Source organism: Shinella granuli, assembly GCF_004341885.1.
GTDB classification, from domain to species: domain Bacteria; phylum Pseudomonadota; class Alphaproteobacteria; order Rhizobiales; family Rhizobiaceae; genus Shinella; species Shinella granuli.
Window position 1 is genome coordinate 1 of the sequence record NZ_SLVX01000018.1, and the last position, 24,032, is coordinate 24,032.

The window sequence follows — 24,032 nt, forward strand, 5'->3', positions numbered from 1 at the left end:
GGGCTTAAGCCCTCCCGGCGGTCTCAGGCCGGCGCCGCAGTGGCCGACTTTTGCTCCGCCCCGTGGCCGGTTTTTACTCCGCCGTTGACATCGAGCAAGGTGGAGATTTCTTCCGACGTGCGGCCCTCGATCGTGTGAATTTTCAGAAGCGGCATGACAAGTCCTTTCTGTTCACGCACCGGAAACGATCCGCAGATCTTTGCGTCGATCTGGTCGCCGACGCGCACGGGCATTTCGCAGATCGTGCTGCGGCAGCCAGGCCTTGCTTGCGGCACTTGCTCCAATTGTCGCCACGCCGGCAGGGTGGATCCAAACGCCCCGGCACGCCCTCGTCATTCTTTAGGCAACTTATCTTGCAATTGATATCGTAATGCAATAATAATTTCTCCCTATGGAGGAGGAGCTGTTGCGAGCCCTTTCGTGCGCCAATCCCGCGCATGGTATGGCCGAATGCGCATGTTCGCACTTGACGCGCAACAAAAATTGCTCTTCGTTTGTTTGTAAAATTAACATTGCTTTGCGGGCGCAAGGGTGCTTGCAGAAGGAGGAGACATGTACGGCGCATACGGCTTGTTCATCGACGGTGTCTGGTCGGGGCCGGCGAGCGGCACCACGACGCAGATTACCGACCCGGGCAATGGCGATGTCCTCGGTGTCGTGCCCGTCGCAACGGTTGATGACACGGAGCGCGCCATTGCGGTCGCTGCCCGCGCCTTTCAGGCCTGGAAGGCGACGCCCGCCTGGGCGCGTGCCGATGCCCTGCACAAGGCCGCCGATGTCATGGCGGCGCGCGCGGCGGAAGCTGCGCGGCAGATGACGCTGGAGACCGGCAAGCCGCTCGCCCAGGCCGGCCGCGAATGGGGCCTCGCCGTCGACCAGTTCCGCTGGTACGCCGAGGAAGCCCGCCGCATCTACGGCCGGATCGTCGAGAGCCGCGCGCCGGGCGGCCGCATCGAGGTGACGCACGAGCCGGTCGGTGTCGTCGCCGCCTTCACCGCCTGGAATTTCCCGGCCGCGCTGATCGCCCGCAAGGTCGCGCCGGCCCTTGCCGCCGGTTGCGCGGTCATCGTGCGGCCCTCCGTCGAGGTGCCGGGCGTGGCGATGATCCTCTTCGATTGCCTGCGTGAGGCCGGCATTCCCGCCGGCGTCGCCAATCTCCTGATCGGCCCGACCGGCAATACCTACAAGCCCATCATGGCCTCGGCGGCGGTGCGCAAGGTCTCGCTGACCGGCTCCACCCGTGTCGGCCAGCAGATGATCCGCGACAGCGCCGAGACGGTGAAGCGCGTCAGCATGGAGCTCGGCGGCAATGCGCCGATGATCGTCTTCGACGATGCCGATCTGGAACGGACGCTCGATCTTGCCGTGCCGACCAAATACGCCAATGCCGGGCAGGTGTGCGTCACGCCGGACCGGTTCTACGTGCACGAGTCGCTGCATGACCGTTTCGCCGAGGGCTTTGCCGCCCGCGCCCGCGCCCTGAAGCTCGGCCATGGCCTCGACGAGGCGACGCAGATGGGGCCGCTGATCAACGAGCGCCGCATCGCCGCCATCGAGGAGGTCGTCGCGGATGCAAGCGACCGGGGCGGCAGGATTCTTGCCGGCGGGCACCGTCCCGCGGACATGAATGCCGGCTTCTTCTTCGAGCCCACCGTCATCACCGGCCTGCCGGACGACGCCAAGGCGCTTGCGGAGGAGAATTTCGGCCCCATCGCCGCCATCACGCCCTTCTCCAAAGCCGACGAGGTCTTCGAGCGGGCGAACGCCTCCGAGATGGGCCTGTCCGCCTATGTCTTCACCCGCGACGCCGCCCGCGCCCGCGAGGCTGCGGCGCGGCTGGAGGCCGGCATGGTCGGCGTCAACAGCTTTGCCCTGGCCGCGGCCGAGGCGCCCTTCGGCGGGATCAAGGCGAGCGGCATGGGCCGCGAAGGCGGCACCGAGGGCATCCTCGACTATACCAATGTCAAGCTTGCGCAAATGACGGTCTGAGGAGGCTCCCATGATCAGGAACGGTGTCAAGCAGCGCTGGGCCGAAGGAAAGCCGGTGCTCAACGGCTGGCTTTCCATTGCCAATTCCTTCAGCGCAGAGATCATGGCCGCGCAGGGCTACGACAGCATCACCATCGACCTGCAGCACGGCATCGTCGGTTATGACGGCGCGGTGCCGATGCTGCAGGCCATGCGGGCGAGCGGCGTGACGCCGCTGGTGCGCGTGCCCTGGCTCGACCCCGCCGATATCATGAAGGCGCTGGATGCCGGCGCCTACGGCGTCATCTGCCCGATGATCAACACGCGCGCCGAGGCCGAACGGCTGGTCTCCTATGTGCGCTATCCGCCCGCAGGCGTTCGCAGCTTCGGGCCGAGCCGGGCGCTGTTTTCGGCTGGTCCCGGCTATGCCGCCGAGGCCGACGACGAGATCATCTGCCTTGCCATGATCGAGACGGCGCAGGCCTACGAGAACCTGGAGGACATCCTCGCCACGCCCGGCCTCGACGGTGTCTATATCGGCCCCGCCGACCTGACGCTCGGCCTGCAGGGCAAGCGCTACGCACCCGGCTTCGACCGCCGGGAACCGGAAATGATCGAGGCGATCAAAACCATCCTCCACGCGGCCCACCGGGCGGGAAAACGCGCGGCGCTGCACAACGGTACGCCCGACTACGCTGCCGAGGCCGTCGGCTGGGGCTTCGATCTCGTGACCGTCTCCAACGACGTGCGCCTCCTCGCCGGCGCCGCTGAGGCGAGCGTGCGGACATTCCGTGAGCTGACGCAGGAGGTGGTTCCGGCAAACAAGATCGATACGGGAGGATACTGAATGCCGCGGGTTCTGGTTGCCGGCAAGATCCACGCTGACGGGCTGGCCATCCTGCGCCAGGCGCCCGGCGTCGTGGTCGATTACGTCGAGGAGGTTTCGGCGGAGAGCTACCGTCCGTTCCTTCCCACCGCCGATGCGCTGCTGATCCGCACGCAGCCTCTCACCGCGGGGCATGTCGAGGAAGCGCCGAATCTGAGGATCGTGTCGCGCCACGGCGTCGGCTACGATTCCGTCGATGTCGGCGCATTGAATAGCCGTCACATCCCGCTTGCCGTGGTCGGCGACGTCAATTCCCGGGCCGTGGCGGAACACGCCGCCATGCTCATGCTCTCGGCCGCGCGGCGTACCGTGCTCTTCGACAGGAAGATGCGTGCGGGCGACTGGAACTACAGGAACAGCCTCGACGCCACCGAGCTCGACGGCGGCACGCTGCTTCTCGTCGGCTTCGGCCGAATCGGCAAGCGGCTGGCGCAGATCGCCGGCGCGCTCGGCATGACCGTGCTCGCTTACGACAAGTTCCAGGATGCTGCCGGGATCGCGGCGGCGGGCGTCATCCCGGTCGACAACCTCATGGACGGCCTGCGCCGGGCCGACGTCGTTTCGCTCCATGTGCCCAAGGTCGGCGACAAGGCGCTCATCGGCGCGGCGGAACTGGCCACGATGAAGCCGTCGGCCATCCTCGTCAACACGGCGCGCGGCGGGCTTATCGACGAGGCGGCGCTTGTTGCGGCGCTCGACGAGGGGCGCATTGCCGCTGCCGGCCTGGACGTGTTCGAGGATGAGCCGCCGCGCGCGGATTCTCCTCTGCTCGCCAACGAGCGGGTGGTGCTCTCCCCGCACAATGCCGGCCTTACGGAGGCCTGCGCGCGTCGGATGGCAGTCGCCGCAGCGCAGAACATTCTCGATTTCTTCAAGGGCACGCTCGATCCGGCGCTCGTCGTGAACGGGGTTGAACGGGCGGAAACGAAGATCCCGGCGGTCGGAAGCTAACCATGTCGCTCCTTTCGTTTCGCGAGGTTGCCAAGTCGTACGGCGCCGTGCCGGTGCTCAAGGGCATCGATCTTTCGGTCGAGCCGGGCGAAGGGAAGTTCGCAACGCAGGCTCCGATCAACGGCCGCCACGTGCTCGGCAGCCCGCTGATCACCAAGGACAATGCCGCGGAATACTACTTCCCTGACGCTCCGTATTGAGGGTGTCCGCCTTGGTGCGCCCGAAAGGGCGCACCTTCTTGCGGTAACGACGACAACGGTCATCACGCCCGTTGTTTTGCGCAGAAAAATTGAGCAAAGACGGGGGAGCTTATGTTCGAAAAGCTGTTGTCGCGGGTTCGCATCCAGACGAAGGTCTTCATCTTCATCATACCTTTCATCCTGAGCATTGCCGCCGTCGGCGTCACGGGCTTCTACACATCCGGCCTGCTGCAAGCCCGCATGGAGATTTCCAACTCCGTTCTCCAGGCCTTGAGCGGCTTTCGCGACCTCTCGGCGGCAATGGCAAGGTTCCTGGAAGCGGCGTCGGAGGAAAGCCGCGACCAGGTCGCGGAGAGGCTGGTGTCGCAGCAATCCCTGTTGCGGGAAGGGCTCCAACAGCTCGATCCGACCGCCGAGGGGCGTGACGATCTTGAACGCGCCGTGACGTCCATCGATGGGATTTCGGCGCGGATGGGGTCGCTTTGGGACTTGCATGTCAAAACAACGGCCCTGGCGAACGATCTCCAGCGAGCCCAGAGCGCGATCGTTTCGGCTCAGTTCGATATCGCGGAGGGAATGAAGGTCGTTCAGCGCACGGCGGACGAGGAGGAGACGGTCGCACGCAATCAGCTCCGCGATGCCGACCGTGTCACCGAGCTTGCATCTTTCGCGGCGCGCCTGCGCGAAGAGGTGACCAGAGCCACTGATCCTGAAGCCAAATTCGCCGCCGTATCGGCTGGCATGAAGGAATTGATCCGCCATCAGCGCATGCTCGGCATGTCGCTGCCCTCCGACGAAACGACGATCCGACAGGTGGTCGCCGATGTTGCCACGAAGCTGAAATCGATCGTGGAGGCAAACGACATATCGATGGAACGCGCTGCCGGCCTGGAGGATGCTCTGGGATCCCTGGTAGCCGTCAAGGGCGCACTCGAAGCCGCGGCAGACCAGAAAATCAAGCAAGCGACGAAGACGTTCGCAGAGAGCGTCGAGCCGGTCGAAAAGGCGCGAACGGCCCAACGGGATGGACAGAAGCTGATCAACTCCGCCTATGCCATCCAGATCCTGATGGCGCGTTTTACCATGGCGCCGAGCGAGCATAATTTGCAGCGGCTGCTTCAGGAGTTCGCCGGCGTACGCCGCGATCTCGACACCCTGGAGAAAACTGCGGGCGAGTTTCAGCATTTTGGTGGCTTGAAGAACAAAATGCTCCCGGCGCTTGATGCCATCGAGAAGGCTGGCGCCGAGCTCGTCAAGGCGAATGACCAGCGTCTGAACGAGTTCACGGCGTCCGCCGTCGATCTGGATCAGACATGGCAGCAATTGACCGCATATGCAGAGCTTCAGCGGCAGACTGCGGCAGCCGAGCGGCGCGGTGCGAATTCCATCTCCGCGGGGGCGATAAGCCTCGGGATAGCCATCTCGGTCCTCGCCGGCATCGGATTGACCCTGACGTTCAAGGGGCCAATCAGCCAGATTACCGGAGCCATGCGTCGTCTGGCGGAAGGCAAGCTCGAAACCGCGATCGTTGGCGACAACCGCATCGATGAGATCGGCGACATGGCCCGCGCGCTGGGCGTCTTCAAGAACAACGCGCTTGCAAAGGTCGAGATCGAGGAACGAAGCAATGCCGAGAGGGTGAAAGCCGAAGAGGAGCGTCTGCGGAACGATGCCGACAAGCGGGAGGTGGAACGCCAGATCGACTTTGCGGTCAGTGCGCTTGCGGCAGGCCTGGCGCGCCTGGCGCACGGCGATATTTCCCACACGATCGAAACGCCGTTCTTCGGCCGCCTCGAACAGTTGCGTACAGACTTCAACTCGTCCCTGCTGCGGCTTCAGGACACCGTGACGCAGATCCGTTCGAACACGCAGATGATCGAAGGCAATGCCGGCGAAATGAGCCTCTCGGCCGTTGATCTCGCAAGGCGGACCGAACAGCAGGCCGTCGCGCTGGAGGAGGTCGCCGCCGCAGTCGAGCAAATCACCGCGACGGTCAGGGCATCCGCGGTACAGGCGGAGGAAGCCAATCAGATCATCGCGGAAACGAAACGCACGGCAGACGCCTCCTCGGAAGTTGTCGTCAGTGCGATCGACGCGATGGCGAAAATCGAGGAAGCATCGACGCAGATCGTTCAGATCATCGCTGCGATCGATGAAATCGCTTTCCAGACGAATCTGCTCGCGCTGAATGCGGGTATCGAGGCGGCTCGCGCCGACGAGGCTGGCAAGGGCTTTGCGGTCGTTGCACAGGAAGTGCGCGAGCTTGCCCAGCGATCCGCGGATGCCGCGCAGGAAATCAAGGAGCTGATTGCGAGATCAAATGCGGAAATCGTCTCCGGAGCGCGCGTCGTCCAGGAAACCAGTTCGGTACTCGGTGCGATCTCGTCAAAAGTCGTGACCGTTTCCCAGCAGATGGCGGTGATTGCCCGAGCCAGCCGGGAGCAATCGACGGCGCTTGACGAGGTGAACGCGTCGATCAACACCATGGATCAGATGACGCAGCAGAACGCGGCCATGGTGGAGGAAACGAATACGGCCACTAGCCACCTTGCCATGCAAACCAAGGCATTGATGTCGTTGGTGGCGCAGTTCAACTTGCCCGAGGCAAGGGATGACGTCACTGTGTCTGCAGCTTGAACGGTCCTGGATCCCGCGCAGCCTATCGGAGGATTCCGCGTCCCCTCAAGAACCATTGCAGGTTTCGTGTTTTTGCAATACTGCGATTGCCTATGAAGTTGGACCGCGCTGGTTACGCGCCGCCCTTGCGTAAATCAATCCTGGGAGTTGTGACTGATGCCACGAGTGAAGCAATCGGATCAGCCGCCACCGCGAACAGCGAACTATGAGACGTTCGTGAACATCGTAACGGAGGCCTATCCGGAGTTGAGTGATCGATTCCAGCAGGTTGCTCGCTATATCACGCAAAATCCCAATGTCGTGGCGATGCAATCGATCAACTTCATTGCGGATGAGTGCGGTGCGCACCCCTCGATCCTTGTGCGTTTTGCCCAGCATTTTGGTTTTTCGGGTTTCAAGCAGCTTCAGACGGTTTTCCAGAGCCGGCTGTCGACGGCTGCACCCGGCTACCGGGAGCGGATCAGCGCGCTTGACGTCGACCTGGAAAAGAACAAGCGCAAGGGCAATCTCGGCTTCCTCCACGACCTGGTCGTGCGGGACATTGCGACCTTGCAGGAATTGCTGAACGTAACGACGGAGGAAAGCCTCGCGCAGGCGGCACGCGCGCTGAAGAACGCCAACACGATCTTCATCGCCGGCCAGTTGCGTTCGGAGCCGATCGCGAAATTCCTGCGCTACGTTCTGTCCATGTTGCAATGTCGGGTCATTCTTCTCGATCCCGCCGGTGGCCTCGCGCCGGAAATGGCGCAGGTCATGGGCAAGAAGGACGTGCTCGTCGCGATCGCATTCAGGCATTACGCCAAGGAAGTGGTGGCGATCGCCGACGTCGCCGCGCAGAACGGGACCCCCATGGTGGCGATCACCGACAGCCAGCTTTCGCCGCTCGCCAAGAATGCCAGCGTGCTTTTCACGATTCCGGAGGATGAGTATTCGTTCTCGCGTTCGCTTGCGGCGCCGATGTGCCTGACACAGGCGATTGCGGTGGCGCTTGCCGCGCTGCTTCAGGACGACAAGAAGGGATCGCCGAAGATCCCGACGGTTACGGGCAACCAGCGCCGCAAACCGTAGGGACGGGCGACCGCCGGGTCAGCCGAGCCGGCGGTCGTGGAGGTCAGGCGCGGATTTCCCGGATGTTCACGAAGCGGCCTTCCGCGAGGGAGAGGTTCGCCGCTTCCGCGAGCGCCAGGGACTTCTCGCCATCCTCGAAGGTCGCGTCCGGCGTCCTGTTCTCCTCGACGCATTTCAGGAAGGATTCGAGCCCGAGGGTGAAAGCCTCCGCGTAGCGTTCGATGAAGAAGTTGAGATAGGGTTCGCCCACGCCGGTCGCGGTGGCGCCGAACCGTTCGAGCTCGTGGGCCTTGCGGTTGCCCGAGATCACCATTCCCTTCGAGCCGAACAGTTCGACACGCTGGTCGTAGCCGTAGACGGCGGCCCGGGAATTGTTGATGTGGCAAAGCTTGCCGCTTTCCGTGCGCATCACCACCATGACGGAGTCGAGGTCGTTGAGTTCGGCAAGCGTCGGGTCGATGAGGGTGCTTCCCGTGGCGAACACCTCGACCGGCTCCTCATCCAGCATGAAGCGGGCAAGGTCGAAGTCGTGGATGGTCATGTCCTTGAAGATACCGCCCGACGCCTTGAGATAGTCGCGGGATGCGAGGCCCGGGTCGCGGGAGGTGATGACGACCTGCTGCAATTCGCCGATCTCGCCGGCGCGTGCCGAATCTCGCGCCGCCCGGTGTCCCGGATCGAAGCGGCGGTTGAAGCCGATCTGGATCGGCCCGGAAAAGCCGCCGATGGCTTGGCGGCAGGCAGCCACCCGGGAAAGCGACAGGTCGATCGGCTTTTCACAGAAGATCGCCTTTCCCGCCCTCGCGGAGGCTTCGATGAGATCCGCATGGGTGGGTGTGGACGTCGCGATCAGCACGGCGTCTGCCTGGGCGATGGCCTCCTCGGCACTCGCAGCCACCGCGCAGCCGTAATGGCGCCCGACCTCCTCTGCCGCAGCCCCGATCGGATCATATACGACGGCGAGTTCAGCACTCGGCGCGCGCGCAACGGTGGCGGCATGCATTTTCCCAATTCGCCCGCAGCCGAGCAGTGCGATCTTGATCATCGGGTTCCTCCAAAAGACCGGTTACAGGTTGTGCAAAATTTGTTGCGCTTGTGATAATCCGTCAATAATAATTCTGCAAGAGCGATCTGTCGCAAGATTGAAGGAGGAGACAAACATGACGCAGCACGGGCAGGACGAGCATTTTCCACAGCCGGAAAGAAGGCTGCGCCTCGGCGTCGTCGGTGGGGGGCAGGGCAGTTTCATCGGCAAGGTGCATGCCCGCGGCGCGCGCCTTTCGAACCGCTGGGATGTGGTCGCCGGGGCCTTGTCGTCACGTCCCGAGGTGGCCCGCGCCTCCGGGCGTGAATGGTTGCTCGCGGAGGATCGCATCTACTCGGATTATCGCGAGATGGCCGAGCGTGAGGCCGCGCGCGCCGACGGGATCGATGCCGTCGCGATCACGACGCCGAACAATTCGCACCACGCCATTGCCGTCGCCTTCATGGAGCAGGGCATCGACATTATCAGCGACAAGCCGTTGACGACCAACCTGCCGGATGCGCTTGATCTGGTGCGCCGCCAGCAGGAGACGGGGCTCGTCTTCGGCGTCACCTATGCCTATGCCGCTTATGCCATGGTGCGGCAGGCGCGCGAGATGGTGCGCAGCGGCGCGCTCGGCGCGCTGCAGCAGGTGCATGTCGAATATTTCCAGGAATGGGCGCTGACGCCGCCAAAGGATGCGGGCGCCGGTGCGCAATGGCGCATCGATCCGGCCGTCGTCGGCCCGGCCTTCACGACCGGGGATATCGGCACCCATTGCCATCATCTCGGCGCCTTCGTTTGCGGACGCCCCGTGACGCGCCTCAGGGCGGAGTTCCATACGCTCGGCCCCGACAAGCCGCTGGAGGACACCGCCTTCATGCATGTTCGCTACGAGGGCGACATCCCCGGCACCATCATGATCTCGCAGGTGGCGGCCGGAACGCATTGCGGTATCCGCCTTCGGGTGTTCGGGGAAAAGGCGAGCCTCGAATGGAACCAGGAAGAGCCGGAACTCCTGCACTTCCGCCCCTTCGCCGAGCCCGCGCGCATCCTGACGCGCGGCGAGGGCAGCGGTATCGGCATTCATGCGGCGCGCTTCGTCCATATGCCGCGTGGCCACCCCGAAGCACTGAGCGATGCATGGGGCAATCTTTACGAAGAACTTGCAATCGCCATCGAGGCCCGTCGGGCGGGGCGCGCCATTCCGGAAGGGCTGCTGGAATACCCGACCGTGCTCGACGGCGCCCTGGGCGTGCGGTTCGTCGAGGCGGCCGCAGCGTCCAGCAAGGCGGGCGGGGTGTGGTTGGATTGCACGCTTGCGTGACTCATTTCACAAGCAGTCTTGCAATATTTAAATTCTTGCAATAAAAGTTCCGCAGTTCGATCGGCACCGTTACGCCGGTCAAGGGAGGTTTCTTATGTCCACGATCCGCCTGACCATGGCGCAAGCCCTGGTGCGCTATCTCTGCAACCAGTTCACCGAAATCGACGGCAAGCGCGAGCCGCTTTTCCCGGGCGTCTTCGCCATTTTCGGCCACGGAAACGTCACCTGCCTTTCCGAGGCGCTGGAAGCGGTGAAGGACACGCTGCCGACCTGGCGCGGCCAGAACGAGCAGTCCATGGCGCTGGCCGCCATCGGTTTTGCCAAGGCGACGCGCCGCCGCCAGATCATGGTGGCGACCAGCTCCATCGGCCCCGGCGCGCTGAACATGGTGACGGCGGCCGGCGTGGCGCATACCAACCGCCTGCCGATCCTGCTGCTTGCCGGCGACAGCTTCGTCAACCGTCGGCCCGACCCGGTCATGCAGCAGGTCGAGCATTTCGGCAATCCGACCACGACCGTCAACGATGCCTTCAAGGCCGTGACGCGCTACTGGGACCGCATCACCCATCCCGAGCAGATCATCGCCTCGCTGCCGCAGGCCGTCGCCGTCATGCTGGACCCGGCCGATTGCGGCCCGGCCTTCATCGGCCTGCCGCAGGATGTGCAGGAAATCGCCTGGGACTATCCGGAAAGCTTCTTCGCGCCGACCGTCCACAAGATCCCGCGCCCCCGGCCGGACCGCGACAGCCTTGCCGAGGCCGTTCGCGTGCTCAAGGCGGCGAAACGTCCGCTCATCATTTCCGGTGGCGGCGTGCGCTATTCCGGCGCGGAGACGGCGCTGGCCGACTTCGCAGAGAAGCACGGCATCCCGCTCTGCGAGACCATTGCCGGCAAGGGCACCGTCACCCATGACCACCCGGCCCATGTCGGCCCCATCGGCATCGTCGGCTCGACCTCGGCCAATGCACTGGCCGGCGAGGCCGACGTGGTGCTCGCCGTCGGCACGCGCCTCATGGACTTCACCACCGGCTCCTGGACGGCCTTCTCGCCCGACGCCCGCTTCGTCTCGATCAACGCGGCGCGCTGGGATGCCAACAAGCACCGCGCCGTCGCCGTCGTCGGCGATGCGCTGGAAACGGTGAACGAACTGGAAGCCGCCATCGGCGACTACAAGGCGGATGGCGCCTGGACGAAGAAGGGTGAACTGGAATTCGCCAAGTGGAACGAGGCGCTCGACGGCTACCAGAAGCCGACCAACGCGCCGGTGCCGACCTATGCCCAGGTCGTCGGCATCGTCAATGCCAAGGCCAAGGATCGCGATCTCCTCATCACGGCCGCCGGCGGCCTGCCGGGCGAGGTGATGAAGAACTGGCGCGTGAAGGCGCCGCACACCTTCGATTGCGAATTCGGCTTTTCCTGCATGGGTTACGAGATCGCCGCCGGCTGGGGCGCGGCCATGGCCGATCCCACCCGCACGCCGATCGTCATGATCGGCGACGGCACCTACATGATGATGAACTCGGACATCTATTCGACCGTGCTTTCCGGCCACAAGATGATCCTCATCGTCTGCGACAACGGCGGCTACGCGGTCATCAATCGTCTGCAGAACGCCAAGGGCACGCCGGGCTTCAACAACCTCCTGAAGGATTGCCGCGTCAAGGAGCCGTTCCCCGTCGACTTCATCAAGCATGCCGAGGCGATGGGGGCTCTCACCCGCCGCGTCGAAAGCCTCGCCGATCTCGGCGACGCCGTGGAATGGGCGCAGACCACCGACCGCACCACCGTGCTGACCATCGTCTCCGACGCCTTCACCTGGACGCCGGGCGATGCCTGGTGGGATGTCGGCGTGCCGCAGGTGAGCGCGCGGGCCGAGGTCAATGCCGCTGCCGCCGACCAGCAGGCCGGCCGCAAGAAGCAGCGCGTCGGCGTCTGAGGGGGAGCGGGTCCATGACAGCGCAACTTGCAGGAAAAATCGCGGTGATCACCGGAGGCACCCAGGGCCTTGGTGCGGCCACCGCGCGGCTCTTCGCCGAGCGGGGCGCCGAAGGCATTGTCATCTGCGGCCGTTCGGCCGAAAAGGGCGCGGCACAAGTGGCCGCGCTGGAAAAGCTCGGGGCCAAGGCCGTGTTCGTCGCCGCCGATCTCGGCAAGGTCGAGGATTGCCGGGCCGTCATCGCTGCCGCCGACCGGGCGTTCGGCCGGCTCGATATCCTCGTCAATGTCGCCGGCGCCACCAACCGGGGCAACATCCTCGAAACGACGCCCGAACTGTTCGACATGCTCTTCGCGGTCAACACGCGGGCGCCCTTCTTCCTCATGCAGGAGGCTATCCGCCTCTTCCGTCGCGAGGATGTGGCCGGCACGATCGTCAATATCTCCTCCATGTCGTCGATGGGCGGCCAGCCGTTCCTTGCCGCCTATTGCGCCTCCAAGGGCGCGCTCGACACGCTGACGCGCAACACGGCCTATGCCGTGCTGCGCAATCGCATCCGCGTCAACAGCCTCAACATCGGCTGGATGGCCTCGGAAGGCGAGGACAAGACGCAGCGCCTGCTGGACGGCCAGCCGGACGACTGGCTGGAAAAGGCGGCCGCCGCCCAGCCGAACGGCCGTCTCATCGATCCCGACGAGGTCGCCCGCGCCATCGCCTTCCTCGCCTCGGCGGAATCCGGGCTGATGACCGGCGCGATCGTCAATTTCGACCAGGGCATCTGGGGCGCTTACGACGGCGTGCCCCATCCCGCCGCACCGCTTTGAATTTCGATTGGAAACGGACATGAAGACCATCAAGGGACCCGGCGTGTTCCTCGCACAGTTCGCTGCGGACGAAGCGCCCTTCAATACGCTCAAGGGGCTCGCCGGTTGGGCTGCCGATAAAGGCTTCAAGGGCGTCCAGATCCCGACCTGGGATACCCGCGTCATCGATCTTGAGCGCGCGGCCGAAAGCCAGGACTATGTCGACGAGTTCAAGGGCGTGCTCGCCGAGCACGGTCTCGTCGTCACCGACCTTGCATCGCACCTCCAGGGCCAGCTCGTCGCCCTTCATCCCTCCTTCGACCTGCCGGCCGATTCCTTCGCGCCGAAGGCCGTTCACCGCAATGCGAAGGCACGCCAGGAATGGGCGGTTCGCCAGCTTCTGGCCGCCGCCAAGGCGTCCCGGCGTTTCGGCCTCGACCGCCACACCACCTTCAGCGGCACGCTGCTCTGGCCCTACCTCTATCCCTATCCGCAATGGCCGGACGGCCTGATCTCCGACGGTTTCGACGAACTGGCGCGCCGCTGGCGGCCGATCCTCGATGCGTTCGATGCGGAAGGTGTCGACGTCTGCTACGAGATCCACCCGACCGAGGACCTGCATGACGGCCTGACCTTCGAGATGTTCCTGGAGCGGGTCGACAACCATTCCCGCTGCAACATCATGTACGATCCGAGCCATCTCGTGCTGCAGTCGATCGACTACCTGACCTATATCGACCACTACCACCAGCGCATCAAGACCTTCCACGTCAAGGACGCCGAGTTCCGCCCGACGGGCAAGACCGGCGCCTATGGCGGCTACCAGCCCTGGGTGAGCCGCGCCGGGCGCTTCCGCTCGCCGGGCGACGGGCAGGTGGATTTCGGCGCGATCTTCGCCAAGCTGACCGGCTACGATTTCGACGGCTGGGCCGTGCTCGAATGGGAGTGCTGCCTGAAGAACTCGGAGGACGGCGCCGCCGAGGGCGCGCGCTTCATCAGCGACCACATCATCCGCGTGTCGGAACGCGCCTTCGACGATTTCGTCAAGTCCGGCGCGGACCGTTCCGTCAATCATGAAATCCTGGGTATCTGAGGAAAAAAGGACATGGCAAGCACGAACTTGTCCAATCGCAGGCTGCGCCTCGGCATGGTCGGCGGGGGTAAAGGGGCCTATATCGGCGGCATCCACCGCTTTGCCGCACGCCTCGACAACCACTACGACCTCGTCGCGGGGGCGTTCGACGTCGATGCGGCGCGCGGCCACGCCTTTGCGGCCGAGAATTTCATCGCGCCGGATCGCTCCTACGGCGACTATGCCGCGATGGTCGAGGGCGAGCGTGGCCGGGAAGACCGGATCGATGTCGTCGCGATCTGCACGCCGAACCACACGCACTATCCCATCGCCAAGGCCTTTCTCGAAGCCGGTATCGACGTGATCTGCGAAAAGCCGATGACGACGACGCTGGAGGATGCCGTCGCGCTGCATGAACTGGCTGAGGCGACCGGTCGCTTCCTCGGCGTCACCTATACCTATAGCGGCTATCCGATGGTGCACGAGGCCCGCGCCATGGTGGCGCGCGGCGATATCGGCAGGGTGCGGGTCGTGCAGGTGGAGTACCCGCTGGAATGGATGGCGACCGGCATCGAGCTTCAGGGCAACCAGCAGGCGGCCTGGCGCACCGATCCGAAGAAGAACGGCCGCGGCGGCTCCATCGGCGATATCGGCACCCATGCCTATCATCTCGCCGGTTTTGTCACCGGCCTGAAGGCCGAGGCCATCGCCGCGGACCTTGCGACCTTCGTCGAGGGCCGGGCGCTGGATGACAACGCCCATGTGATGATCCGCTACGAGGGCGGCGCGCGCGGGCTGCTCTGGTCCTCGCAGGTGGCGATCGGCCAGTCGAACGGCCTTCGCCTGCGCGTCTTCGGCGAGACGGGCAGTCTGGTCTGGCATCAGGAACATCCGAACGAACTGGTCTTCACCAAACTCTTCGGCGCGCCCGAGACCATCAAGCGCGGCCGCGACGATCTTTCGGAGGACGCGCGTGCCCGCACGCGCACCCCGCCGGGCCATCCCGAGGGTTACATCGAGGCTTTCACCAACCTCTATTCCGGCTTCGCTGCCATCATTCGCGCCAATGCGGAGGGAAGAGCGGCAGGACCGATGGGGGAGGGCATCCCGGCTTCGTATGACGGTCTCAAGGGTGTGGCTTTCGTCGACGCCGTCGTCGACAGCCATGAAAAGCACAATGGAGGATGGCTTCCACCGCGCTTTGCCTGAGGTAGCGCACGGCTGACATTCGGCACTCCCTGGGAGTGCCATGGAACACGAGAGATGGATCGGGCCGAAAGGCCGTTTGATCCGGGAGACAGCCTCTCCCGGCACTGGCGAAGCTTTGATCTTTAACAAGGGCGACAAGGGGTCGACCTATCCAAGAGGAGGAAATGCAATGAAGAAATATCTTATGGGTGCCGTCGCCGCCCTCGCGCTGATGTCCGGCTCGGCACGTGCCGAAACCATCGGCGTCGCGATGTCCCTGTTCGACGACAACTGGCTCACCGTTCTCCGGCACGGCATGGAAGACTACGGCAAGACGCTCGACGGCGTGGAAATCCAGATGGAAGACGGGCAGGGCGATATCGCCAAGCAGCAGAGCCAGGTGGAGAACTTCATCGCATCCGGCGTCGATGCCATCATCATCATGCTGGTCGACGCCGACTCCGGCGCTGCGATTTCCAAGACCGCGGCAGCGGCCGGTGTCCCGCTGATCTTTGTGAACAATGCACCGTCCAATGTCGACAGCCTTCCGGACAAGCAGGCGTTCGTCGGCTCGAACGAAGAGCAGGCCGGCACGCTCGAAACCGAAACCGTCTGCAAGAGCCTGGGCGGCAAGGGCAGCGTGGTGATTCTCCAGGGCCAGCTCGGCACGACCGGCCAGCGCGGCCGCACGAAGGCCACGCATGACGTTCTCGCACGGCCCGAATGCAGCGACATCAAGGTTCTCGACGAGCAGACGGCCAACTGGATGCGCACGCCCGCCCTCGACCTGGTCAGCAACTGGCTTTCCGCCGGCCTGGAATTTGATGCCGTGATCGCCAACAACGACGAAATGGCCCTCGGCGCCATCCAGGCGCTGAAGGCCGCCGGCAGGTCGATGGACAGCGTCGTCGTGGCGGGCGTCGATGCGACCCAGGACGCGCTGACCGCCATGCAGGCGGGCGATCTCGACGTCACCGTCTTCCAGAACGCCGTCGGGCAGGGGAAGGGCGCCATCGATGCAGCGCTGAAGATCGCCAGGGGCGAGACGGTCGAAAAGAAGACCTACATTCCCTTCGAACTCGTCACGCCGGAGAACGTCGCCGACTACGCGACGAAGAACTGAACCGATCCTCGGGAGCGCCGTTCACGGCGCTCCCGCTCAAGACGGCAGGATGGGAGGAGGAAGCGATGATAAGTCCGGGTACAATGGCGGCGGTTCGTGCCAGCGGGGCCGTTCCGAATTCGGAGTTTCTCTTGGAGGCAGAGGGGGTCCGCAAGGCATTCCCGGGGGTCGTGGCGCTCGACGATGTGCAGTTCAAGCTGAAGCGCGGCACCGTGCATGCCCTGATGGGGGAGAACGGCGCCGGCAAATCGACGCTGATGAAGATCCTCGCCGGCATCTACACGCCCGACCACGGTGAAATCCGGCTGCGTGGACACGACATCGAGCTCAAGTCGCCGCTCGATGCCTTGGAGAACGGCATCGCCATGATCCATCAGGAACTCAACCTGATGCCCTTCATGACGGTTGCCGAGAACATCTGGATCCGCCGCGAGCCGAAGAACCGCTTCGGCTTCGTCGATCACGGCAAGATGAGACGGATGACGGCGGAGCTGTTCAAGCGGCTCAAGATCGACATCGACCCGGAAACGGAAGTGCGCCACCTCTCGGTCGCCAGCCGGCAGATGGTTGAGATCGCCAAGGCCGTCTCCTACGAGAGCGACGTGCTCATCATGGACGAGCCGACCTCGGCGCTGACCGAGCGCGAGGTCGAGCACCTCTTCGAGATCATCCGCGATCTGCGCAGTCACGGCATCGGCATCGTCTACATCACCCACAAGATGAACGAACTCTTCGAGATCGCCGATGAGTTCTCGGTGTTCCGCGACGGCAAGTATATCGGCACACATGCTTCTTCAGATGTGACGCGCGACGACATCATCCGCATGATGGTCGGCCGCGAGATCACCCAGATGTTCCCCAAGGAAGAGGTGCCGATCGGCGACGTCGTGCTGTCGGTCAAGAACCTCACCCTCAAGGGCGTCTTCCACGACGTGTCCTTCGACGTGCGCGCCGGCGAGATCCTCGGCCTCGCCGGCCTCGTCGGCTCGGGCCGCTCGAACGTTGCCGAAACGATCTTTGGCGTCACGCCAGCAAGCTCCGGGACGATCGAGATCAACGGCAAGCCGGTCGATATCGACAGCCCGAACACCGCGATCCGCAACCGCATGGCGTTCCTGACGGAAGACCGCAAGGACACCGGCTGCCTGCTGATCCTCGACGTGCTCGAAAACATGCAGATCGCCGTGCTTCAGGACAAGTTCGTGAAATCGGGCTTCGTCCAGGAACGGGAATTGAGCCGGGTCTGCGAGGAAATGAGCCGCAAGCTGCGGGTCAAGACGCCCAACATGTACGAACGCATCGAGAACCTGTCGGGCGGCAACCAGCAGAAGGTCCTGATCGGCCGCTGGCTCCTGACCAATCCGCGCATCCTGATCCTCGACGAGCCGACGCGTGGCATCGACGTCGGCGCCAAGGCGGAAATTCATCGTTTCGTCACCGAGCTCGCCCGCGACGGTGTCGCCGTCATCATGATCTCGTCGGAACTGCCCGAGGTTCTCGGCATGAGCGACAGGATCATGGTCATGCACGAAGGGCGCGCCACCGGCTTCCTCGATCGTGCCGAGGCGACGCAGGTGAAGGTCATGGAACTGGCGGCGCGCTAGGCGCGACACTCGATAAAGGGAGAAGAAGAATGAACACCAATGTGACGGCCGGTGACACGCCAGCAGGGATGAACACTACGCGCCGGCGGTTGCCGCCGGAGCTGAACATCTTTTTCGTCCTGATCGGAATCGCCCTTGTCTTCGAGGTGCTTGGCTGGATTTTCGCCGGCCAGAGCTTTCTGATGAACAAGCAGCGTCTCACGATCATGATTCTTCAGGTCTCGGTCATCGGCATCATTGCCATCGGCGTGACCCAGGTGATCATCACCGGCGGCATCGATCTCTCGTCCGGTTCCGTGGTCGGGATGACCGCGATGATTGCCGCCGGCTTTGCGCAAGCATCGACCTGGGGCCGGGTCATGTACCCCTCCCTGACCGACCTGCCGGCAATTATTCCCATCGGCGTGGGCCTTCTCATCGGCATTCTGGCCGGTTTGATCAATGGCGCGTTGATCGCGTACACGCGGATTCCTCCCTTCATCGCAACGCTCGGCATGATGGTCTCGGCGCGCGGCGTTTCCAAATGGTACACGAAGGGACAGCCGGTTTCGGGCCTGACGGACCAGTTCAGCTTCATCGGTTCGGGGATTTGGCCCGTCGTCGTCTTCCTGGTCGTTGCGGCCGTGTTTCACATTGCGCTTCGATACACCCGCTATGGCAAGTTCACCTACGCCATCGGTGCGAATGTGCAGGCGGCGCGGGTGTCGGGCATCAATGTCGAGAGACATCTGGTCAAGGTCTACGTCGTCGCCGGCATGCTTGCAGGGTTGGCGGGCATCGTCACCGCAGCGCGTGCACAAACGGCGCAGGCCGGCATGGGTGTCATGTACGAACTCGATGCGATCGCCGCTGCCGTGATCGGCGGAACGTCGCTGGCGGGCGGCGTCGGCCGGATTACCGGGACAGTCATCGGTACGGTCATTCTCGGCGTCATGACCTCGGGCTTCACGTTTCTGCGTGTCGACGCGTACTATCAGGAGATCATCAAGGGTGCGATCATCGTGGCCGCTGTCGTTACCGACGTCTACAGACAGAAGAAGCGCAAGGTCTAAGGGAGAAGTAAATATCGGCCCACCAAGCCTGATGATGCGCAGCCGTGCAGCGCTGTCGCCGCACGGCTGCGCATAACTAAAATCCCGAAACCACTCCCGCTGGGATGACCTCGCGTGCCCACCATTCAAAAGCTGAAGGAACAGATTGCCCGTGGAGAGCACTCGTTCGGCGTCGAGCAGCAACGAGCACTTAGCCTTTTGTTCGATCACCCTGACGTAGCCGCGTTCGGACGACTGCCATCCGTGGCGAACCGTTGCGGCGTCTCCCAAACGACTATTGTGCACTTGGCAAAGAAAGCCGGATTTCTCGGGTTCAAGGAAATGCGCGCGGCATTTCAGCGTCACCTTCTTGAGCGGTCATCGTATCGTTCCCCCCCAAGGATCGGTTGATTAGTCCCCCTGCTATCGTGTTTTCGCGACCGTGAGGGTCTGGATAAGCCCCGTGCCCTGGGCGCTAGCCGACGATGGACGCCTCGGTTGCGGCGCGCAGGTTTGCTTCGCTCACGCCGTCGGCAAGCTCGACGAGCTTCAGCCCGCCGGGCACCACGTCGAGCACGCCGAGATTGGTGATGATGCGGTCGACCACGCCCTTGCCGGTCAGCGGCAGGGTGCAGGCCTTCAGCAGCTTGGGCTCGCCGTGCCTGGACGTGTGGTCCATGACGACGACGACGCGGCCGACGCCGGCCACCAGATCCATCGCGCCGCCCATGCCCTTGACCAGCTTGCCCGGGATCATCCAGTTCGCCAGATCTCCGGTTTCGGAGACTTCCATCGCGCCGAGGATCGCCATGGCGATCTTGCCGCCGCGGATCATGGCGAAGGACTGGGCGGAATCGAAGAAGGCCGTCTGCGGCAGCTCGGTGATCGTCTGCTTGCCGGCATTGATGAGGTCGGCATCCTCCTCGCCCTCGAAGGGGAACGGCCCCATGCCGAGCATGCCGTTTTCGGACTGGAGCGTCACCTCCACGCCATCGGGAATATGGTTGGCGACCAGCGTCGGGATGCCGATGCCGAGATTGACGTACCAGCCGTCCTGCAACTCCTGCGCCGCCCGCGCTGCCATCCGGTTTCGATCCCACATCAGACGGTCTCCTTCTTGCGGGTGGTGCGCTGCTCGATGCGTTTTTCGTGCTGTCCCTGTATGAGGCGGTGCACATAGATGCCCGGCAGGTGGATATGGTCGGGATCGAGGCTGCCGAGCGGCACGATTTCCTCGACCTCGGCCACGCAGACCTTGCCGCAGGTGGCGGCCGACGGGTTGAAGTTGCGCGCGGTCTTGCGGAAGACGAGGTTGCCCGAGGGATCGGCCCTCCAGGCCTTGACGATCGAGAGATCCGCGACGATCGACCGTTCGAGGATATGGGTCCTGCCGTCGAAATCCTTGTGCTCCTTGCCCTCGGCGATCACCGTGCCGACGCCGGTGCGGGTGTAGAAGCCGGGAATGCCGGCCCCGCCCGCGCGCATGCGCTCGGCGAGCGTGCCTTGTGGGGTGAATTCCAGCTCCAGTTCGCCGCTCAGATATTGCCGCATGAATTCGGCATTCTCGCCGACATAGGACGAGATCATCCGCTTCACCTGGCGGCTTTCCAGAAGGATGCCGAGGCCGAAGCCGTCGACGCCGGCATTGTTGGAGGCGATGGTCAGCGCTTGCGTGCCCGCCCTGTGGATGGCGGCGATCAGCAGTTCCGGGATGCCGCACAGGCCGAAACCTCCCGCGGCGATGGTCATGCCGTCGAACAGCAGGCCGGAGAGCGCGCTGTCCGCATCGGGGTGAATTTTTTTCATGGGCGCATCCTGTGAAGGTCTGAGGGGAAAGGCATGCGGGTTCGCTTACGGCTTGCGTTCGGTCGGCATGAGCGACCAGCCGAAACGGGTCTCGACCAGTCCCCAGAGCCCCTTTCGGGAGAACAGCATGACGAGGATGGCAAGCGAACCGAGGACGATCAGGTAGATCGCGCCGAGATCCGCCATCATCTCGCGCAGCAGGAAATAGAGGATCGCGCCGATCACCGCGCCTTCCAGCCGGCCGATGCCGCCGATGACCACGGCGAAGATGACCATCACCGTCCAGTCGTTGAGGCTGAAGGCGGCGCTCGGCGAGATGCGCAGCTTCTGAAGGAAAATGACCGCGCCGAGACCGCCCGACATGGCGGCGACGATCACATAGGTGACGAACCGGGTGCGCCAGATGTCGATGCCGAGCGAGGCGGCCGCCAGCCTGTTGTCGCGCACCGCCATCAGGGCAAGGCCTGCCCGTGAGCGCAAGAGCCCGTAGGCCCCGAGGAGCGTGGCGAGGCTGAGGCCCGTCACCAGCCAGAAGATGATGGATTCGCGCAGCTCCTTGCCGGCCGCGATGGCCTTGACCGATGCGGCCGGCAGCGACATGCCGGCGCCGCCGCCGAGCGCGGGGATCATGGCGAAGACGAGCAGCACGGTTTCGGCCGCGACCCATGTGCCGACCGCGAAATAGGCGCCGTCCAGCCGGAACAGCAGGGGCGCGAACACTGCCGCCAGCGCGCCGGCGGCAACGATCGCCAGCGGGATCGCCAGATAGGGGGAAAGACCCGCATGGGCGCACAGCACGAAGAGCGCATAGCCTCCCAGCCCGACAAAGGCCTGCTGGCCGACGGACAGCAGTCCGGCATAGCCCGCGAGCAGGTTCCACAGGACGGCCAGCGCCAGGAAGCTCAGGAATTCGCTGAACAGCCTGAGTTCCGCGCGACCCGCCCAGAAGGGCGCGGCGACGACGGCGAGCACGAGAAGCAGCGCGACGAGCGCGCGCGCATCGGGGCGGGCGTATCTCTTCGTGGTTTCGGCAAGTGTTGTCATGGTCGTACCCCGATCAGGCTGTCTTGGGGAAAAGGCCGCGCGGGCGGATGGCGAGGATCAGGAAGAAGACGATGTGGCCGGCGAGAACCTGGAACTGCGGCGAGATCTGTGCGCCGAGCGACTGCGCCACACCGAGAATGAGGCCGCCGGCCAGCGTTCCCCAAAAGCTGCCGAGGCCGCCGATGATCACGGCCTCGAAGCCGAAGAGCAGCCGGGCCGGGCCGGCGAAGGGATCGAAGTTCGACCGCATGGCGAGGAAGACGCCGGCAATCGCGATGGTTGCAAAGCAGAGCGCCGTCGCCAGCGCGAAGAGATGCGGGGTCTTCACGCCAATCGCGGTCGCAGTCTCCGGATCGTCGGACGTGGCGCGGAAGGCCCGGCCGATGGCCGTCCTGGCGAAGAGCGTTTCCAGCCCGAAGATCAGTGCGACGGCGACTGCCAGCGTCAGGAGCGGCAGGACCCCGATGTTGAGGCTGCCGAGGGCGAGGCTTGCCGTCTCCAATTCCCTGGACGGCAGGCGGAGCGCATTGCTGGTGAAGGCGGAGAGCAGGCCGTTCTGGATGATGACCGCCACGCCGAAGGTCACGAGCAGCGGCGGCAGGATGTCGTCGCCGAGGGTGCGGGCCAGCACGACCCGTTGCAGGGCGTAGCCCAGTCCCGCCATGACGGGCACCACGATAAGGAGCGTGGCCAGCGGATGCCACCCCGTCGCCACCAGCACGGCATGGGCCATGTAGGCGGCGAGCACGATGAAGTCGCCGTGGGCGATATTGACCAGCCGCATCACCCCGAAGATCAGCGACAGGCCGATGGCGAACATGGTGTAGAGGCCGCCGAGAAGCAGGCCCTGAAGGATCGGATCGAGCAGGCTTGCCATGTCACTCTCCGAAATAGGCAACGGTGATGTCGTGTTTGCCGATGGCGGCCGTGGGTCCCTGCAGGGCCTTGCGGCCCTCGCGCAGGCACACCAGCATGTCCGCGGTCTTGCGCACCCGGTCGATATCCTGCTCGACGAGGATGGCGCTGATCCCGGATCCGACGATGTCAGGCATGGCGGCATAGACGTCGTTGATCACGACGGGGGCGAGGCCGAGCGAGATCTCGTCGAACAGGATGAGGTGCGGGTTCGCCACGAGCGCGCGGCCGATGGCGACCATCTGCTGCTGTCCGCCGGAGAGCGACAGCGCAGGCTGGTGGCGTTTTTCCTCAAGAATGGGAAAGAGCCTGTAGAGCTTGCCGAGATCCCAATGGCCCTTGCGCCCATGGTCGGCTGCGAGGCGAAGGTTTTCCTCAACCGAGAGCGAGCGGAACAGGCGGCGGCCCTCCGGCACCATGGCAAGGCCGAGCCGGGCGAGCGTGTTCGCCGGCGCGCCGCCGATGGGCTTACCCTGAAAGTGCACCGTGCCCTTCGAGCGCGGCAGCAGTCCCATGATGGCCTTGAACAGGGTGGTCTTTCCCGCACCGTTCGCGCCGATCAGCCCCATGACATGCCCCTGCTGCAGGTCGAAGGAGATGTCGAACAGGGCCTGGAAGTCGCCGTAGCCGGATGACAAGCGGTCTATCGAAAGCAGCGGATCAGGCATGGGTGTTCTCCCCGTCGAGACCGAGATAGATCGCCGCCACCTCGGGGCTCTGCATGATGTCGCGGGGCTCGCCCTCGGCGATCTTCTGGCCGAAATCGAGCACCATCACGCGGTCCACGATGCTGAGAAGGGCGTGCAGGACGTGCTCGATCCAGATGATCGTGACACCGCTTTCCTTGATGGAACGGATAAGCTGGATCAGCTCGACGCATTCCGCGTCCGTCAGCCCTCCGGCGATCTCGTCGAGCAGCAGCAGTTTCGGAGCGGTCGCGATTGCGCGGGCCAGCTCCAGCCGCTTGCGGTCGAGCAGGCCGAGTTCGCCCGCCTTCTTCGCCGTCTTCGGCCACAGGCCGGTGCGGCGCAGCGCATCTTCGGCCTGCGGACGGGCCGCCTGTTCGGAAATTCCCTGGGCGAATGTCGCAGCGACCAGCGCGTTTTCGAAGACGGTCAGCCCGGAAAAAGGCTGCGGCACCTGAAACGAGCGGCTGATGCCCATGCGGCAACGCGCCCGCGCGTCCGTCGGGCTTATGTCCTTGCCAGCGAAGCGGATCGAGCCCGCATCGGGGCGCACGGCGCCGGTCAGGAGATTGAAAAGGGTCGTCTTTCCCGCGCCGTTCGGGCCGATGATCCCGAGCGCGCAGCCCGGCTCCAGCGCGAAGCTGACGTCGCGCGTCACGGCCAGCGCACCGTAACTCTTGCTCAGGCCCGTTGCCTCGATCGCGGCGGTCGACTGCATCATTCCGCCTCCTCCCCATCGCTTGAACCCGGGGCGCCTCCCAGC

The 24,032-nt window shown here is 64.3% G+C and carries 23 protein-coding genes; 15 read left to right on the forward strand and 8 right to left on the reverse strand.

All coding sequences use genetic code 11. The annotated features are described in order from the left end of the window. Positions 1-23: 23 nt before the first annotated feature. Positions 24-233, reverse strand: a complete 210-nt coding sequence (locus EV665_RS22760; protein WP_133035814.1) for a hypothetical protein — start codon at positions 231-233, stop codon at positions 24-26. A 319-nt stretch (positions 234-552) separates the two neighbouring features. Between EV665_RS22760 and EV665_RS22765 the strand changes: the two genes are divergently transcribed. The 6 genes from EV665_RS22765 (at position 553) to EV665_RS22790 (ending at position 7,710) form a co-directional block, all read left to right on the forward strand. Beyond that, the gene (locus EV665_RS22765) at positions 553-1,989 is read left to right on the forward strand and encodes an NAD-dependent succinate-semialdehyde dehydrogenase (protein WP_133035815.1); all 1,437 of its coding nucleotides are present in this window, start codon (positions 553-555) and stop codon (positions 1,987-1,989) included. 10 nt (positions 1,990-1,999) lie between these two features. Further along, positions 2,000-2,815, forward strand: a complete 816-nt coding sequence (locus EV665_RS22770; RefSeq protein ID WP_133035816.1) for an HpcH/HpaI aldolase family protein — start codon at positions 2,000-2,002, stop codon at positions 2,813-2,815. Beyond that, positions 2,816-3,805 (forward strand): hydroxyacid dehydrogenase, encoded by a 990-nt coding sequence (locus EV665_RS22775; protein ID WP_133035817.1) that lies wholly within the window; start codon positions 2,816-2,818, stop codon positions 3,803-3,805. 2 nt (positions 3,806-3,807) lie between these two features. Further along, complete coding sequence (locus EV665_RS32660; RefSeq protein ID WP_064331544.1) at positions 3,808-4,005, forward strand: hypothetical protein; 198 nt, start codon at positions 3,808-3,810, stop codon at positions 4,003-4,005. Between the two features lie 111 nt (positions 4,006-4,116). Next, positions 4,117-6,642 (forward strand): methyl-accepting chemotaxis protein, encoded by a 2,526-nt coding sequence (locus EV665_RS22785; RefSeq protein WP_133035818.1) that lies wholly within the window; start codon positions 4,117-4,119, stop codon positions 6,640-6,642. 156 nt (positions 6,643-6,798) lie between these two features. Next, a complete protein-coding gene (locus tag EV665_RS22790) occupies positions 6,799-7,710 on the forward strand; it encodes a MurR/RpiR family transcriptional regulator (RefSeq protein WP_064331542.1) in 912 nt (303 codons plus the stop codon). 43 nt (positions 7,711-7,753) lie between these two features. On the opposite strand, the gene iolG is transcribed toward EV665_RS22790, so the two are convergent. After that, positions 7,754-8,755: an inositol 2-dehydrogenase gene (gene iolG, locus EV665_RS22795; protein WP_133035819.1), complete on the reverse strand. Its 1,002-nt coding sequence runs from the start codon at positions 8,753-8,755 to the stop codon at positions 7,754-7,756. Between the two features lie 115 nt (positions 8,756-8,870). Here iolG and EV665_RS22800 point away from each other — a divergent pair, with 115 nt between their 5' ends. The 9 genes from EV665_RS22800 (at position 8,871) to EV665_RS33300 (ending at position 19,229) form a co-directional block, all read left to right on the forward strand. Then, positions 8,871-10,061, forward strand: coding sequence for a Gfo/Idh/MocA family protein (locus EV665_RS22800; RefSeq protein ID WP_133035820.1), 1,191 nt, complete (start codon positions 8,871-8,873; stop codon positions 10,059-10,061). A gap of 94 nt (positions 10,062-10,155) precedes the next feature. Next, positions 10,156-11,997 (forward strand): 3D-(3,5/4)-trihydroxycyclohexane-1,2-dione acylhydrolase (decyclizing), encoded by a 1,842-nt coding sequence (gene iolD / locus EV665_RS22805; protein ID WP_133035821.1) that lies wholly within the window; start codon positions 10,156-10,158, stop codon positions 11,995-11,997. Between the two features lie 14 nt (positions 11,998-12,011). Next, positions 12,012-12,821: an SDR family oxidoreductase gene (locus tag EV665_RS22810; protein WP_133035822.1), complete on the forward strand. Its 810-nt coding sequence runs from the start codon at positions 12,012-12,014 to the stop codon at positions 12,819-12,821. 19 nt (positions 12,822-12,840) lie between these two features. Continuing rightward, positions 12,841-13,893: a sugar phosphate isomerase/epimerase family protein gene (locus EV665_RS22815; protein ID WP_133035823.1), complete on the forward strand. Its 1,053-nt coding sequence runs from the start codon at positions 12,841-12,843 to the stop codon at positions 13,891-13,893. Positions 13,894-13,905: 12 nt separating this feature from the next. Then, the gene (locus EV665_RS22820; protein WP_245507801.1) at positions 13,906-15,081 is read left to right on the forward strand and encodes a Gfo/Idh/MocA family protein; all 1,176 of its coding nucleotides are present in this window, start codon (positions 13,906-13,908) and stop codon (positions 15,079-15,081) included. Positions 15,082-15,250: 169 nt separating this feature from the next. Further along, complete coding sequence (locus EV665_RS22825; RefSeq protein ID WP_133035824.1) at positions 15,251-16,183, forward strand: sugar ABC transporter substrate-binding protein; 933 nt, start codon at positions 15,251-15,253, stop codon at positions 16,181-16,183. A 65-nt stretch (positions 16,184-16,248) separates the two neighbouring features. Next, positions 16,249-17,787, forward strand: coding sequence for a sugar ABC transporter ATP-binding protein (locus EV665_RS22830; RefSeq protein WP_133035825.1), 1,539 nt, complete (start codon positions 16,249-16,251; stop codon positions 17,785-17,787). 29 nt (positions 17,788-17,816) lie between these two features. Continuing rightward, entirely contained in the window at positions 17,817-18,839 is a 1,023-nt protein-coding gene (locus tag EV665_RS22835) for an ABC transporter permease (RefSeq protein WP_133035826.1), read from the forward strand. Between the two features lie 114 nt (positions 18,840-18,953). Beyond that, entirely contained in the window at positions 18,954-19,229 is a 276-nt protein-coding gene (locus tag EV665_RS33300) for a MurR/RpiR family transcriptional regulator (protein WP_133035827.1), read from the forward strand. Between the two features lie 64 nt (positions 19,230-19,293). Here the strand turns inward: EV665_RS33300 and EV665_RS22845 are convergent, their stop codons facing one another. From EV665_RS22845 to EV665_RS22870, 6 genes are read right to left on the reverse strand one after another with little or no spacing between them, the layout of a single operon-like run. After that, complete coding sequence (locus EV665_RS22845; protein ID WP_133035903.1) at positions 19,294-19,923, reverse strand: 3-oxoacid CoA-transferase subunit B; 630 nt, start codon at positions 19,921-19,923, stop codon at positions 19,294-19,296. Further along, complete coding sequence (locus EV665_RS22850) at positions 19,920-20,624, reverse strand: CoA transferase subunit A (protein WP_133035828.1); 705 nt, start codon at positions 20,622-20,624, stop codon at positions 19,920-19,922. The genes EV665_RS22845 and EV665_RS22850 overlap by 4 nt, the downstream gene beginning before the upstream one ends. Positions 20,625-20,669: 45 nt before the next feature. Next, a complete protein-coding gene (locus EV665_RS22855) occupies positions 20,670-21,668 on the reverse strand; it encodes a branched-chain amino acid ABC transporter permease (protein ID WP_133035829.1) in 999 nt (332 codons plus the stop codon). A 13-nt stretch (positions 21,669-21,681) separates the two neighbouring features. Then, complete coding sequence (locus EV665_RS22860) at positions 21,682-22,545, reverse strand: branched-chain amino acid ABC transporter permease (RefSeq protein ID WP_133035830.1); 864 nt, start codon at positions 22,543-22,545, stop codon at positions 21,682-21,684. Between the two features lies 1 nt (position 22,546). After that, positions 22,547-23,251, reverse strand: a complete 705-nt coding sequence (locus EV665_RS22865; protein WP_133035831.1) for an ABC transporter ATP-binding protein — start codon at positions 23,249-23,251, stop codon at positions 22,547-22,549. Further along, positions 23,244-23,990: an ABC transporter ATP-binding protein gene (locus EV665_RS22870; protein ID WP_245507802.1), complete on the reverse strand. Its 747-nt coding sequence runs from the start codon at positions 23,988-23,990 to the stop codon at positions 23,244-23,246. The genes EV665_RS22865 and EV665_RS22870 overlap by 8 nt, the downstream gene beginning before the upstream one ends. Positions 23,991-24,032 lie beyond the last annotated feature (42 nt).